The organism is Desulfosporosinus acidiphilus SJ4, from assembly GCF_000255115.2.
GTDB classification, from domain to species: Bacteria; Bacillota; Desulfitobacteriia; order Desulfitobacteriales; family Desulfitobacteriaceae; genus Desulfosporosinus; species Desulfosporosinus acidiphilus.
On record NC_018068.1, the window covers coordinates 1,639,524 to 1,653,575 of the forward strand.

Annotated in this window: 13 protein-coding genes; 9 read left to right on the forward strand and 4 right to left on the reverse strand. The window is 44.2% G+C overall.

Annotation, left to right across the window (positions count from 1 at the left end; translation table 11 throughout):
• Positions 1 to 6 precede the first annotated feature (6 nt).
• The 7 genes from DESACI_RS07545 (at position 7) to eutM (ending at position 5,779) form a co-directional block, all read left to right on the forward strand.
• A complete protein-coding gene (locus tag DESACI_RS07545) occupies positions 7 to 1,344 on the forward strand; it encodes a 4Fe-4S dicluster domain-containing protein (RefSeq protein WP_014826589.1) in 1,338 nt (445 codons plus the stop codon).
• Positions 1,337 to 1,885, forward strand: coding sequence for a BMC domain-containing protein (locus tag DESACI_RS07550; protein WP_014826590.1), 549 nt, complete (start codon positions 1,337 to 1,339; stop codon positions 1,883 to 1,885). The genes DESACI_RS07545 and DESACI_RS07550 overlap by 8 nt, the downstream gene beginning before the upstream one ends.
• A gap of 92 nt (positions 1,886 to 1,977) precedes the next feature.
• Positions 1,978 to 2,655, forward strand: coding sequence for a cupin domain-containing protein (locus DESACI_RS07555; RefSeq protein ID WP_014826591.1), 678 nt, complete (start codon positions 1,978 to 1,980; stop codon positions 2,653 to 2,655).
• A gap of 11 nt (positions 2,656 to 2,666) precedes the next feature.
• A complete protein-coding gene (locus DESACI_RS07560; RefSeq protein WP_014826592.1) occupies positions 2,667 to 3,326 on the forward strand; it encodes a BMC domain-containing protein in 660 nt (219 codons plus the stop codon).
• Between the two features lie 6 nt (positions 3,327 to 3,332).
• A complete protein-coding gene (locus DESACI_RS07565; RefSeq protein ID WP_014826593.1) occupies positions 3,333 to 4,820 on the forward strand; it encodes an acetaldehyde dehydrogenase (acetylating) in 1,488 nt (495 codons plus the stop codon).
• Position 4,821: 1 nt separating this feature from the next.
• On the forward strand, positions 4,822 to 5,463 hold the full coding sequence (locus tag DESACI_RS07570; RefSeq protein ID WP_014826594.1) for a phosphate propanoyltransferase: 642 nt from the start codon (positions 4,822 to 4,824) through the stop codon (positions 5,461 to 5,463).
• Between the two features lie 25 nt (positions 5,464 to 5,488).
• On the forward strand, positions 5,489 to 5,779 hold the full coding sequence (gene eutM, locus DESACI_RS07575) for an ethanolamine utilization microcompartment protein EutM (RefSeq protein ID WP_014826595.1): 291 nt from the start codon (positions 5,489 to 5,491) through the stop codon (positions 5,777 to 5,779).
• A 410-nt stretch (positions 5,780 to 6,189) separates the two neighbouring features.
• On the opposite strand, the gene DESACI_RS07580 is transcribed toward eutM, so the two are convergent.
• Genes DESACI_RS07580 through DESACI_RS07590 form a run of 3 tightly spaced genes read right to left on the reverse strand, consistent with a single transcriptional unit; the run spans position 6,190 to position 8,411 of the window.
• A complete protein-coding gene (locus DESACI_RS07580; RefSeq protein ID WP_014826596.1) occupies positions 6,190 to 6,456 on the reverse strand; it encodes a hypothetical protein in 267 nt (88 codons plus the stop codon).
• Between the two features lie 11 nt (positions 6,457 to 6,467).
• Entirely contained in the window at positions 6,468 to 7,463 is a 996-nt protein-coding gene (locus DESACI_RS07585; RefSeq protein ID WP_014826597.1) for a DMT family transporter, read from the reverse strand.
• A gap of 42 nt (positions 7,464 to 7,505) precedes the next feature.
• Positions 7,506 to 8,411: a LysR family transcriptional regulator gene (locus DESACI_RS07590; RefSeq protein ID WP_014826598.1), complete on the reverse strand. Its 906-nt coding sequence runs from the start codon at positions 8,409 to 8,411 to the stop codon at positions 7,506 to 7,508.
• 340 nt (positions 8,412 to 8,751) lie between these two features.
• Here DESACI_RS07590 and DESACI_RS07595 point away from each other — a divergent pair, with 340 nt between their 5' ends.
• Both DESACI_RS07595 and DESACI_RS07600 read left to right on the forward strand, forming a co-directional pair.
• The gene (locus DESACI_RS07595) at positions 8,752 to 10,128 is read left to right on the forward strand and encodes an MFS transporter (RefSeq protein ID WP_014826599.1); all 1,377 of its coding nucleotides are present in this window, start codon (positions 8,752 to 8,754) and stop codon (positions 10,126 to 10,128) included.
• Positions 10,129 to 10,198: 70 nt separating this feature from the next.
• A complete protein-coding gene (locus DESACI_RS07600) occupies positions 10,199 to 12,247 on the forward strand; it encodes an alkaline phosphatase family protein (protein ID WP_014826600.1) in 2,049 nt (682 codons plus the stop codon).
• A 219-nt stretch (positions 12,248 to 12,466) separates the two neighbouring features.
• Here DESACI_RS07600 and DESACI_RS07605 read toward each other — a convergent pair whose 3' ends face one another.
• A complete protein-coding gene (locus DESACI_RS07605; RefSeq protein ID WP_014826601.1) occupies positions 12,467 to 13,708 on the reverse strand; it encodes an IS110 family RNA-guided transposase in 1,242 nt (413 codons plus the stop codon).
• Between the last annotated feature and the right edge of the window lie 344 nt (positions 13,709 to 14,052).

Sequence of the window (14,052 nt, forward strand, 5' to 3'; positions counted from 1 at the left end):
AGAACGTTGGATCTGCTGAACATGATTAGGGATGCTGGGGTAATCGGGGCAGGGGGCGCTGGATTTCCCACTCATGCCAAACTAACTTCGAAAGCAGAGTATATATTGCTGAACGGTGCTGAATGTGAGCCGCTGCTGCGCGTAGACCAACAATTGATGGAGCAGTTCGCTGATGAAATTATCAAAGGACTGGAGGCCGCCGGGCGCTATATTGAGGCCGGAAAAGCTATTATTGGGATTAAGGGCAAACATAAAGATGTCATTGCCCGTCTGCGTGAGAGAATTACAGCTTTGGGTCTTGAAACCTTTATGGAGGTTATGGAACTTAGAGATATGTATCCTGCCGGGGATGAACAGGTTTTGGTCCATGAGTTAACTCAACGAATTGTTCCTGAAGCATCGATCCCTCTTAAAGTGGGCTGCGTCGTTATCAATGCTGAAACAGCCCTTAATATTTTTAATGCGCTATCGGGAAAGCCAGTGACGGAAACTTACATTACCATAGCCGGTGATGTTCCCCAGCGCTTCACTGTCAGAGTACCGGTAGGTTTGCCCATCCGGGATTTACTCAGCAAATGCGGGGTGGAAAATCTCGCTGATTATGCAGTCATTGACGGGGGCCCCATGATGGGTTCAATCCTGAATAGTCTTGACGGACACGTTACCAAAAAAAGCAAAGGCTATGTCTTGCTAAAAAAGGATCATTTTCTCATCCGCAAAAAATCCGTTAATCTCGACCAGGCCCGGATCATCGGCAAAACAGCCTGCGAACAATGCCGGATGTGTACCGACCTGTGCCCGCGCTATCTCTTAGGTCATAATATGCAGCCTCATAAGGTGATGAGAGCCTTGAGCTATAATCTTGAAGACGTTAAGGAACAACAAATCGCCCAACTATGTTGTGAATGTAATGCCTGCGAATTATTTTCCTGTCCGGCAAATCTTCATCCGAAATCGGTTAATATTTTTTACAAACGTAAGTTGGCTGAAGAGGGAGTTAAATACCAGCCGACACCGATGGAGTATCAGACAAGGTCAGCCCGAGAATATCGCCTGATTCCGAGTAAACGGCTGATCGCCAAAATCGGCTTGACTGCATTTGACAAACCGGCACCGCTGACCCCTACGGATTTTCAGCCTGAGTATATAGAGATTTCCCTGCGTCAGCATATCGGCGCACCGGCGGTTCCCATCGTTGCCGTTGGTGAACAAGTTCAGGCCGGGCAAATGATTGGGAAGATTCCCGACAATAGTCTGGGGGCTCCGGTACACGCCAGTTTGTCAGGTACTGTTCAAGAGATCAGAAACAACTCTATTGTGATAAGGGTGGGTTCGTATGTATAGAGCAATAGGTATGATTGAGGTTACGAGTATTGCGAGAGGAATTTATGCCTCTGACCAGATGCTGAAAACTGCTTACGTTGATGTAGTCAGTGCAACATCAGTCTGTCCCGGTAAATTTGTGACAATTATTCATGGAGACGTTGCCGCGGTTGAAAGTTCTGTCAGTGCAGGAGTGGCCATTGCCGGCGAATATTTGGTAGACAGCTTCATTCTCCCCAATGTTCATCCCGGTGTTTTTCCCGCTATTACTGCGACATCTATGCCGGAGGGAACCGGTGCCCTGGGAATTATGGAATCCTTTTCTATGGCCTCTATGGTTACCGCTGCCGATGCGGCCTTAAAAGCTGCCGACATTCAGGCTTTAGAACTTCGCTTGGGCAGGGGACTGGGCGGGAAAGCCTATTTCACCTTTACTGGAGATGTTGCCGCTGTAGAAGCCGGCATCGAAGCTGGGAAGGCTATTGCCCTGGAAAAAGGTTTACTCGTTGACACGGAAGTTATCCCTTCGCCTTCTAAACGATTATGGAGTTCCTTATTCTAACCTTGTAATTTTTTCTTCCTATTTATATACAGTTATAGATTATATAGAGTTTTAGACAGCCGAGTTTAGAGGGAGCGAAAGGAGGTGTGATCTTGAAGAAACTTGTGAGCGCAAATGAGATTAAAACAGCAGCAGAAAAGGGACAAAAACTATTCTATGTCGATGGTAATACAATCATTACACCATCTGCTAAGGATCTTGCCAAAGAATTAGGCGTAGAATTCAGCACCTGCTCAACTGCTGCGGAAGATCATAGTTGTAATACCGCCGGCACACAGAAAAATGTAAACTTGGGAACTGAGCTGAACCGAGATGTCATTTACCAAGTTGTAAAAGCAGTACTAACCAATAAGTTTTTGCAAAATATTTCCGGGCAGGTTCCTGAATCACCGTTTTTGTCTGAGAGTGAACCGAAAAGCGGATTAAAAATTGTGCGGGGCAGGTCTGTAAACTTCGAGACATTTGACACAGGTAATCCAAATACCAATGTTGCTTACCGTGAAGTTGTCAGTAAAAATGACTCCCAAATGAGTGCCGGTTTTCTAACCATCGAAAAGTCCAGCTTTGACTGGGAGTTATGCTATGAAGAGATTGATATAATCCTCGAAGGAAGCCTTTCTATCACAATCAATGAAAAAACCTACGAAGCATGCCAGGGAGATGTTCTCTTTGTTCCGAAAGGTTCGAAAGTAACCTGGAGTTCCTCCAGTTATGTAAAACTGTTCTATGTAACCTATCCTGCGAATTGGCCTGACCTTATGGCACAATAGGAGGGAAAACGATGCAAGCGCTTGGCCTAATTGAGACACGAGGACTCCTTGCAGCGATTGAATGCGCAGACGTTATGCTCAAGACGGCGCAAGTGGAACTTGTAGGGAGAACTTTTGTTGGCGGCGGTCTGGTAACCATTGCTGTAACCGGTGAGGTGGGAGCTGTTAAAGCTTCTGTGGAGGCAGGCGCAATGGCGGTTAAAACGATTAGGGACTTGTCATTAGTTTCCCAACATGTAATTCCCAGACCGGATGATGACATAGAACGCTTGATCGTTTCAGGCGTAAATCCCGTGAATAAACCATGGCTCTCGTCTTCTGACGATGAAGACCGCTCAGCGAATTCTGACCTAAAAATCAATAATGAAGAATCTCTACCTAAAAAGGAAACATTACCACAAGTCATTGAAACGAAGCCCAAGACAGAAAACGGAAATACTTCGCAAATAAAACTAACCAACGCCAGCAAAGAGGAAGTTGCAGCTCTTGTTCGTAACTTCGGGCCGGAAAAGAGCTTGGAGGTACTAAAAGCTCTTCCCATGGCAAAACTTCGAAAATTAGCCAGAGAATGCAAAGAGCTTGACCTGGCAGACCATGTTATATCCCGAGCAAATAAGGACTTGCTTATTCAGAAGTTCAAGGGATTTTTTGAACTGCGGAAGGAGGAATAGTTTACATTGGAAAACTTTGATTATGATTTGCAATCTGTACAGGAGACTAGGAATCTAGCTCGTCAGGCTAAATTGGCCCAAGCTGAACTTGCAAAATTTAGTTGTGAGCAGATTGATAAAATCATTCGCAACATGGTAAAAGCTGCTGAAGAAAATGCAGTCTCTCTAGCCAAAATGGCGGTGGAAGAAACCGGTTTTGGTAAAGTTGAAGATAAAGCCTTCAAAAATCGTTTTGCTTCCTCGGAACTTTACGAATTCATTCAAGCTATGCCTACCATTGGAGTCATTAGAGAAGATAAGGTTAATAAAGTGATGGAAATCGCCGAGCCGGTGGGATTACTCATGGGGATTGTTCCTTCAACAAACCCTACCTCCACGGCTATCTACAAATCCATCATTGCGCTTAAATCACGCAATGGGATTGTCTTCTCACCACATCCTTCGGCCTTGAAATGTACCTATCAGGCGGCAAAATTAATGCATGATGCTGCAGTAGCAGCCGGCGCTCCCGCCAATATTATCGGCTGCATCTCCAAGCCTTCCATGGATGCTACCAATGAACTGATGAAGTGCAATGAAGTGGCTATGATCATAGCTACCGGCGGGTCAGCTATGGTGAAGGCTGCCTACAGTGCCGGAAAACCGGCTTTGGGTGTCGGCCCTGGCAACGTTCCGGCATTTATTGAAAGAACGGCCAATGTGCCGAAAGCCGTAAGTAATATTATTGCCAGCAAAACCTTTGACAATGGTACTATCTGTGCATCTGAGCAATCGGTAATTGTTGAAGAATGTATCCGTGATCAGGTGATGGAAGAGTTTAAGCGTCAAGGCGGCTATTTTATGACTCCTGCGGAAACGGCTCAAGTCAGTAAAAAATTATTTATTAAGGGCCATGCCATGAACGCCAAGATGGTTGGCAGGTCTGCGCAAGTCATTGCCGAGACTGCCGGAATATCTATTCCAGCGGGAACAAAAGTCCTGCTGGGGGAACAACAGGGCGTAGGCGAAGAATATCCGCTGTCTTATGAAAAGTTAACTACGGTCTTAGCTTTCTATACCGTTAAGGACTGGCAAGAAGCCTGTGATTTGAGTATTCGCTTACTAAATAACGGCGGTGTGGGCCACAGCATCTCCATTCACACCGAAAATCATGACCTTGTCATGAAGTTCTCTGAAAAACCTGTCTTTCGAATTTTAGTCAATACGTCTTCAAGTCAAGGCGGCGTGGGAGCAAGTACCGGACTTTCCCCGGCCTTTACCTTAGGCTGCGGCACTTGGGGCGGCAGTGCAACCTCCGATAATGTAACCCCCATGCACTTGATTAATATCAAACGGGTTGCTTATGGAATTAAAGACTTCACGTCAAACACAAGCTCAACCTATTCAGCTTGCTCTGCTCAGAGTTCCAATCCATCCAATGGCATCAGTGAAGATCAAATTCAAAACCTTGTGGAAGAAGTGCTCACACTCCTGAAAAAAAGAGGTGACTACTAAAGTGGGAAAGTATGACACTTTAGTAGATCTTTTGCTCGAAGTGATCAAAGAGGGAGGGGATACTAGGGAGAAGGATAACTCCATCCCGGTGGGAATCTCAAATCGTCATATTCATCTCTCCCAGGCGGATTTGGATGTTTTGTTTGGTGCAGGCTACCAATTAACCAAAACCAAAGATTTATCTCAACCGATGCAATTTGCTTGTCAGGAAACCCTGACCATCTGCGGACCTAAAGGCGCCATTGAAAAAGTTCGCATTCTTGGACCGGTGCGCAATGAATCACAGGTTGAAATCCTTCTGGCAGATTGTTTTAAACTCGGGATAACAGCGCCGGTGAGGTTATCCGGTGATTTGCAGGGAACTCCAGGCATCACTCTTGTTGGCCCCAAAGGAAGTGTCTTTCTGACCAAAGGTCTCATGATCGCCCAAAGACACATTCATATGTCCTTGGAAGATGCTAAACGCCTTGATGTTAGTGATGGACAAAAGGTAACGATCCAAACAGATGGCTTGCGGGGTGGGACATACACGAATGTTGTTGTCCGGGCCAACAATACCTCGAGTCTTGAATGTCATATTGACACGGAAGAAGCAAATGCCATGAATCTTAAATCAACTTCCAAAATTACCATCACAAAATAAATGAAATAGTAGGAGGCAAACAACAATGAATAAAACTGAAGCATTAGGATTAATCGAAACCAAAGGTCTCGTAGGAGCTATTGAAGCAGCAGATGCCATGGTTAAAGCTGCAAACGTCTATTTAATTGGCCGGGAACTCGTCGGCGGCGGTTTGGTAACTGTTATGGTAAGAGGCGACGTTGGTGCCGTAAAAGCTGCTACCGATGCAGGTGCTGCTGCAGCTCAGCGGGTTGGCGAACTGATTTCCGTTCATGTTATTCCTCGTCCACATGGTGATGTGGAAATGATTCTTCCTCAGGCTAAGAAAGAAGCTTAATAATTCGTCGTAACTGCGAATAGATTGCAAAGGCCCAAACTTCCTGCTGGAGGTTTGGGCCTTCGTCGCAGTGCCAGCAGATGATAAAACAGTTTATGTTCTCGGGTCGTGTAGCTTCGCCCACATCGTTCACTCAGCAATCCGAGGCTTGCTCACTCGCATGCGTGGGAGCTACGCCGAACCTCAGGGTAGTACTTGATGTGAACCGCTGGCCAGACGATAAGCGGATGAGCTTATCGCCACACTGCAACTGATTACGCAGATTCCTGCAGTGTGGATTGGCCGAGTGTCCCCGAAGCCAAGGACGGCGAGTAAAAGACCGTCGGTGTTTGTGGCTAAAATCCAAAGAAAATAAAAAGCACCGAAATCCGACGATATGTCAGAATCGGTGCTTGTTTAGTGAGGCTTAATTAACTTACATATTTCATGAGGCTTTTACCATAATCGGTAATACTATAGCTTAGTTCAAGATTTCCGCTCTGATCAAGGACAGCATTTTTTAATTCAATCAGACCTGTTGCCGTTAGGGTGAGAAGATAATCTTCAACACCTTTTTCATTAACGCTTCGGTCGTGGGGATATTCCTTTTTAAGGATATCTAAGATCTTATGATTTGAGAGATTGTCGTTTTGAGAAATTACTTGTAATAATCTAAATTTCACCGGTATTTGACACATGGGGAACCTCCTCAGCGAGTTTTGAGATTGAGTAAATCCTTGGGATTGCCTAGTGAAAGGACTGTTCCCAAAAAGATAATGACGACTCCGATAATGAGGTTTGGCGCTAGTTGCAAGTTATTCAGCAGCCAGCCAAAGAAGACGGACCATAAGGCAAAGGTCACACTCAAGCCCATTGTCCTGCCGACTCCGGTCATATTCATAGCGCGATACCAGGATAAAAAGGACGTTCCGCCTACTAAACCGACTACAGCAATATACCAACCGGCAGGGGAAGCAAGGCTAGCCGTAAGAATTCGGAAAGAGACTCCACCAACCAATGGAAGGATGACAACGATATAAACGAGAAAAGAAGTGGCTTCTCGAATACCAATAGCAATATCAGAATCGACTAAATCCATACCGTAAGTAGATAAGACCCCTTCCACAGCCCAACCTAGTGCACCAACGACAGCTAAGCCAATACCGAGATAAAAATGAGGGTAATTTGAACTGTTGGGCGGCACAAAGCCGACAATAAATGAGCCGAAAATAGCCATAATAATACCGAACCAGAGACGCCGCGATATTTTTTCCTTAAGAAAGACTGATCCGAGGAGGGCGCCAACGGCCGGATATGCGGCCGTGATTGCGGCTGTATAAGAGGCACCGGCAAAATAGATCCCAAGTAAATTGCCGGACATTCCGATAGGTCCGCCTAGAATTGCGGCGAGCATAATCATTTTAGCGGGGCGAGTTTTTAAGGTGCGCGCGTAATCTCGCCATTTGCCGTTTATGATATTATAAATAAATAACCATAACGCGGCGAACCCATCATGTAAACAGGCTCCAACTAATGGAGCCGCAAAAATACTTTGATTATTTGTAAAAGGGGCTAGCCCAAGAACCATCCCCATTAAAACCCCGTCCAGCCCCCAGGCGGCACCCGATAATAGTCCTCTGCCGACGCCCTTTTTGGCAAAGGTTAAGTTCCTCTTCTGTAATAGTAATTGTGCACTTTGTTCCATTGACATGTAACTCCTTAAATTAAAGATACCGGTCAGTAGAATTTAAACCGCTTGCCGTTCCTTGGAACAGCAGGCTTTTATTACTCGGATAAATTCTTTTTCTACCAGTGAAAGATGGTGCCGGCTAGACCAAATTAAGACGATGGATGCTTCTAGATGAGCACCGTCTATGATTATTTTCCTAATCTTATTTGACTTTGCGAACTCATCTGCCATGAATTGCGGAACAAAAGCAATACTTTCACCATTGGATAAGATTTTCTCCATCATTTCTAAATTATCTACCCGGTAAGAGACATTTATATCACCATATTTTCGCAAGAGACTTGATACACCGCAATTTGTGATATATTCCGTATTGTATAAAAGAACAGGCAGGGAAAGCGCCTGATTCAGAGTTATAGTCTTTTGAGTGATTTTGGAGTTTGAACCGGTTATTATGACAAATTCATCTGTGAACAATTCTTTACAGTTAATGTCTTTTGCTTGGCAAGATTCTTCAGTATTAAAGATAATCCCAAAGTTAGCCTTTCCGGTTTTTACGTCCTGTAATATATTGTTGGACTCTCCGACTTTCAGCAAGGTATTGACTTTAGGGTGATTATGTTTGAAGGTTGTTAATATTTCAGGCATTATGGTTATATTAACACTAGGATCAGCGGCCACAGAGATATTTCCATTAAGCTCAACAGAGTTGCCTCTCCCTAAGGAGCGGATATCATCAATGATGTTTAATACTTCTTTAGCCTTAATGATAATCGATTCCGCGACTTCAGTTAATTGGGCCCCGGAGCTTGTACGGGTCAACAGAACGACACCTAGTTCATCTTCAAGTTTGCTGATAGCTGAGCTAAGAGCAGGTTGAGAAATATGGGCACGTTCGGCTGCAAGTGAAATAGACTTTGATTCTTGGACCGCTACTAAATAGGCTAATTGTTCAAGACGCATATTTCATAACCCTCCACATATTTCATAACCTCCGATAAATGATGTCGAATTCTCGGTTTTAATTATACTATTTGTTATTTATATTACAATATAAATTTAAAGAATATCGCCTCAAACACCAAATGATTTTAGTTATATGGGATATAACAACTAAGTATTTCCCATAAAAAGTTGTATCCCATATAATCAGGACAAGTACGAAATATCACAAAGGGATGGACGCCAGAACACGTTACGTCCCTATCGAAAATTAGGAAGAGGAGGGTAGCAGCAGGGTATTGACGACGTATTTGAATTAATTCTTGAAGTTATCAAAATTTTGAATTAGGAGAGTAGATATATGGCTGTAGTGACAGAGTCAAATTTAGAAGCGAATACCAGTAGTAAGAAACATTACTTAGATGATGCACGTATGTGTCTTGAGCATTACAAATTTTTGATTATTCTTGCTCTAGCTTATGCCTTTGACCAAATGGATTTATTTACATTTTCTTTCGTAGCCCCTGCCCTGACAAAACACTGGGGTGCTTCCATGGAGTGGATCGGGATAGTCAATTCTTGTACATTTGTAGGCATGTTGTTCGGATGTTGGTTCGGCGGCTGGCTGTCTGACGTAATTGGCCGCAGAAAAGCATTTTTGTTTTCCGTATTCTTTTTCTCGACCTTTTCCATCTTAAATGGAGTGGCACCTAGTCCTGCAATCTTCTTAGTTTTTAGAACCTTAACCGGTTTCGGTATTTTATCAATGGTCGTTGTGGCCATGGTATATATTACTGAAATTTTACCGTCCGCTTCCAGAGGAAAATGGCAGGCAATATCATTAGCAACAGGTTTGCTCAGCGTACCGCTCATTGGACAAATCGCCGAAAAAATCGTACCAAGCAGTCCAAATGGTTGGAGATATATTTTCTTCATCGGTGGAACAGGATTTATTATCTTTATCTTAGCCCTGACTTGGCTTAAGGAATCTCCACGTTGGCTTATCACAAAAGGTCGTTATTCCGAGGCCGAAAAAGTGATTCAAAGGTTCCTTCCTAATGAGAAAGTTGACATAAACTTGGAAGCAAGTATTAACCCGGCAAATACTGCTCCTAAAGAGGCTGGGACCCGAGAGGCCCTTAAAGAGATCTTTAGTAAGAAATATGCCCGGAAAACCAGCGTTCTGATTATCATGGTTTGCTGTATTACTGTTGGATACTTTATGTTCTTTGGTTGGATGCCTACCCTGTTAAACGATTATGGTTTTTCCTTGGATGACGCTTTGTGGATGTCTGCACTTGTATCATTTGGAAGTCCTATTGGAAACTATCTGGCGGCTGCCTTCACTGATAAAGGCGGAAGAAAAATTCCAATCGTTATCTACAGTCTCTTAGTCGGAGTTCTAACCATTGTTTTTGGTACCCTTAAGATTCCAATGGTCATTGTTGGCATAGGTTTCTTTATCAGGGTTCTCATGGACGGCGTTTTCGTAGTCATGTGGTCATATTTAGCTGAAGCTTATCCAACGCATATAAGAAACAGCGGTACAGGTTTTATTTACAGTACAGGCAGACTTTTGACTGCTGTGGCAATGGTAGTTGTACCGATGATTTATAAAGGTTTTGGGTATGCAGTCCTGTTTGGAATCATCGGCGTTATGTTCCTCATAGTAGCAGTAACCACCGGGCTTTGGGGCGAAAAAACTGCCGGTCGTTCACTGGATGAAATCGAAGCCTAGATCTAGATATTTTTTCACCCATTTCTAATGGATGGATCATAAATAAAAAGAATTCTAAGGAGTTGGGGTAATGAAAAGAAAGGCACTTACCAATAAGTTATTGGTATTGGGCGTTGACGGAATGGACCCAAGAATCAGTAAAAAGTTCTTGGCTGAAGGAAAAATGCCTAACTTACAAAAATTCATTGACCGAGGGGCTGCTAGAGAAGACATTCGTCTGCTCGGTGCAATCCCCACAATCACACCGCCCTGTTGGACGACCCTTGCCACAGGTGCTTATCCTGGAACCCATGGCATCACCTGCTATTGGAGACAATCTCCGGAAAGTCTCGATGCAGTAGTTTACAATATGGATTCCCGCAACTGTCTCGCTGAACAAGTCTGGAATATCAGCGCTGAGGCAGGCATGAAAACACTAGTATGGCACTGGCCTGGTAGTTCATGGCCTCCAACCTCTCACAGCGAAAACCTCAGCGTTGTTGATGGCACCCAGCCTGGTTCTGTTAACATGGGCGTGGCCCAGCTCGACTGGGAAAAGGTTATTGTCGCTACACCTGAAATTAAAGAAGTCCGCTATGCTCCTAGAGTAGACAAGCCGGCGGGTGTAGGCTGCATCATTACGGATTTGGAAGACACACTGGACAATGATGTTGATGACGAAATGATGGAACTTTGGTGGGGTGATACTGCTCGTCAAGGCGGAGAAATTCGCACCTACGTCATGGATGATGAAGATACGGAAGTTGTAATCGGCAGTAAGGTTGCCTACGACATTGTAAATTCTCCCCTTAAAGACGCTGCAGGTTGGGCTAATGCTCCCGCAGGTTCCAAAGAATTTACCATCTTAACATCGGGCGGTGTCATGAGACGTCCTGCTCTTATCCTTAAAAATCAAGCCGGAGAATATGATCGGGTGGCTATCTATAAGAATAAGAAAGCAGAAACCCCCATTGTTGTCTTGGAATGTGGTAAAATGGTCACCGGCATTATTGATGACGTTACCAAAAAAGAAGTCACCAAACCGGCCTGCCGTTCCATGAAGATCCTCGAACTTGATCCAGCAGGCAATAAAGTAAGATTGTGGATCAGCAATGCCCTTGATATTTCCAATGATATGTTATGGCATCCAAAATCTCTTTATCAAGAAATTAAAAGCAATGTAGGTGAGGTTCCCCCTGTAAGTCTGATCGGCGGAGAAGATGACGAACTAGTTGGTGAAATCTTCGAACCCTCTTGGGATCTTTATAACAAATGGCAAGCAGATTGCTTGAATTATGCTATCAAAGAAAAAGGTTATGAAGTTATCTTATCCCATCTTCACAATATCGACTGTGCCGGACACCAGTTGTGGCATCTTGGAAAGACTCTGCCCCCCTGGAATTATACCGATGAAAAAACCTATCAAGGGTTCATCGAGAAATTCTATACCCAAACTGATAAATATTTCGGAGAATTCCTCTATTTATTAGATGAGGGCTGGACAGTACTGATTTTAAGTGACCACGGCCTCATCGTCGGCGAAAACGTACCTCCAATTATCGGGGAATATGGCGGTCTTAATACCAAGGTCATGGAAAAGCTGGGCTACACCGTGATGAAGAAGGACGAGAACGGCAATTCCATTCGAGAAGTGGATTGGGAAAAGACAAGAGCTGTACAAATTCGCAGCAACTACATTTATATTAATCTTAAAGGCCGCGACAAATACGGTATCGTGGATCCGAAAGATAAATATGATCTGGAAGAACAAATCATCTCCGATTTATATAATTATCGGGATGAGAGAACGGGTAAACGTGTCATTGGGATCTGCCTCAGAAACAAAGACGCGGTGTTAATTGGTACAAACGGACCGGAATGCGGCGATATCTTCTTCTCAGTTGAAGAAGGCTATAACAGATTGCACGGTGACAGCATTTCAACTTCTGAAGGATACTTTGATACCTCAGTTTCCCCGGTTTTTGTAGCAGCCGGGTCGGGTATTAAAGAAGGATTTACAACCGAACGTACGATCCGACAAGTTGATGTTGCACCTTCGATCTCAGTATTGCTCGGTTTGCGTTTCCCAGCACAATGTGAAGGGGCGCCAATTTACCAGATTTTCTCCGAAGATATTTAGTAAATATAATATTGCAGCTATCAGAAAGCAGCAGCACACTGATAGCTGCTTTTTAACTGATGAGATAAGTCCTTCGGTAATATGTCAAGACCCTAAGTGAGTCAATTTTTCAGTAAGTTAGTTATCCGTTGGCAAAAAAGGCAATAAAAAACCCTCTTATTCCCAAAATGAAATGGAAACAAGTTACAAAAATGGGACTTCAATTCTCGTAGTTCATGCTTAGTTTGCAATCCCCCTATTGCCATGTGGCATATAGATTTGGTTGCTGCGTAGCAGAGCATCAACCATACGGACGAGTTTGCGTGCAGTAAGCACGAGAGCACGGCGATGATGGTGAGTCTTACTTTCCGAGAATTTACGTTGGTAGAAGGCTTTGTACTCTGGTTCCTTTTGGCGTACTAGGTTAGCAGCCTGGATGATATAACTTCGCAAGTAGGTGTTGCCGGTTCGAGTTAAGGGCGTGTCATCGGCTGTAAAATCACCGGACTGGTGAGAACGCCAGGTTAGCCCAATAAACTTTGCTAAGGCTCCTTCATTCGGAAAACGGCGGATGTCTCCAATCTCAGCAATAATACCAGCTGAAAGCACAGGGCCAATACCGGGAATGGTAATGAGCGTATTAGGGAAATGCCTGATTTCAGCTTCGATCGCCTTATCGATTTTCTTGACCTGTTTCTCTAAAGTGTGGATGGTTTCGATGCTCGTGGCTAGGATAAGGTTAATGGGTTGCAATAGGCTTCCACGTAGTCGATGGGCCTTGCGAGCGGCTTCCTTCAACTCTCTGGCTTTGGCTTCCGGATCCTCGAAATGACTTCTTCCTTTCTCCATGAGGAAATCAATCAGTTCATCAAGCGGTCGAGCCGCAACCTCTTCTGGAGAAAAAAACTCAAGTGTCAAGGATTCAGAAGTAACGCTGAAAGTATTACTAAAAACCGTACCTTGGGCAAGAGTGCTAAACTTTAAGAACAAGTTCGTGAGGAAATAATTCTTCTCTCTGGAGATCATCTCGATCAGATGACAACGAAAGCGAGTGAGTCGCTGTAACGGTAAGTAGCGGAAATCGACCTGAGAGCCCTCCGGGAGCCGGCCGAAGCGTAAACGTTCGGCAATGACCCAGGCATCAATCCAGTCGTTCTTCGGAAGGTCCACATAAGCCTTTTTGAAATTAGCAACGACCTTGGGGTTAAAGGAATAAATTTGGGGCTGTAAAGGTGCTAAACAATGGTCTTCCGCTAAGAACATTTGTAACGGCCAACTGTACACGGAAGTGGCCTCTAAACCAATAACCAGCCGGTCCTCATTCTCTTTATTACAGGCTTCAGAGAGATATCGGGCAACTTGCTCACAACCAGGCTGATCATTCAAAACCCTTAGCCTTTTAACTGGTTCATTACCACGCTCATCTAAGATTCGCACTTTAAAATCACTGGAACTCACATCTATACCGACAAATAAACTCAAGTAAAATCACCTCACTTTCCGAGTCGAAGAATTTGTAAGATTAACGTTGGGACCAGGCACCACAACAGGTCAACAACCTCGCCGAATCAGCACTTGTCTTAAAAAGACCTCGGATCCAACCGATCTGCTACCATCGGAGGGGTTCCCTTTAAGCTGTGCAACCTTCGAGTTAAAAGTTCAAATTGTGGGCTGGCAGTCAGACTTAATAAGAGGTCATAGCCTCAAGGAGTGAAAGGCCTTACCAGAACGAACCTCACGGTATCATTTTGCCTGAAACCCCAACAAACTTAAATACTTTTTTGTTGTCAAAGAACGACTTAAGGAATCATTACTCAGGTATTCCT

Coding starts and splice junctions, on each gene's coding strand:
- DESACI_RS07595 (WP_014826599.1), top strand. CDS start 8,752: ATGGCTGTAGTGACAGAGTCAAATTTAGAAGCGAATACCAGTAGTAAG.
- DESACI_RS07600 (WP_014826600.1), top strand. CDS start 10,199: ATGAAAAGAAAGGCACTTACCAATAAGTTATTGGTATTGGGCGTTGAC.
- DESACI_RS07585 (WP_014826597.1), bottom strand. CDS start 7,463: ATGGAACAAAGTGCACAATTACTATTACAGAAGAGGAACTTAACCTTT.
- eutM (WP_014826595.1), top strand. CDS start 5,489: ATGAATAAAACTGAAGCATTAGGATTAATCGAAACCAAAGGTCTCGTA.
- DESACI_RS07560 (WP_014826592.1), top strand. CDS start 2,667: ATGCAAGCGCTTGGCCTAATTGAGACACGAGGACTCCTTGCAGCGATT.
- DESACI_RS07580 (WP_014826596.1), bottom strand. CDS start 6,456: ATGTGTCAAATACCGGTGAAATTTAGATTATTACAAGTAATTTCTCAA.
- DESACI_RS07550 (WP_014826590.1), top strand. CDS start 1,337: ATGTATAGAGCAATAGGTATGATTGAGGTTACGAGTATTGCGAGAGGA.
- DESACI_RS07590 (WP_014826598.1), bottom strand. CDS start 8,411: ATGCGTCTTGAACAATTAGCCTATTTAGTAGCGGTCCAAGAATCAAAG.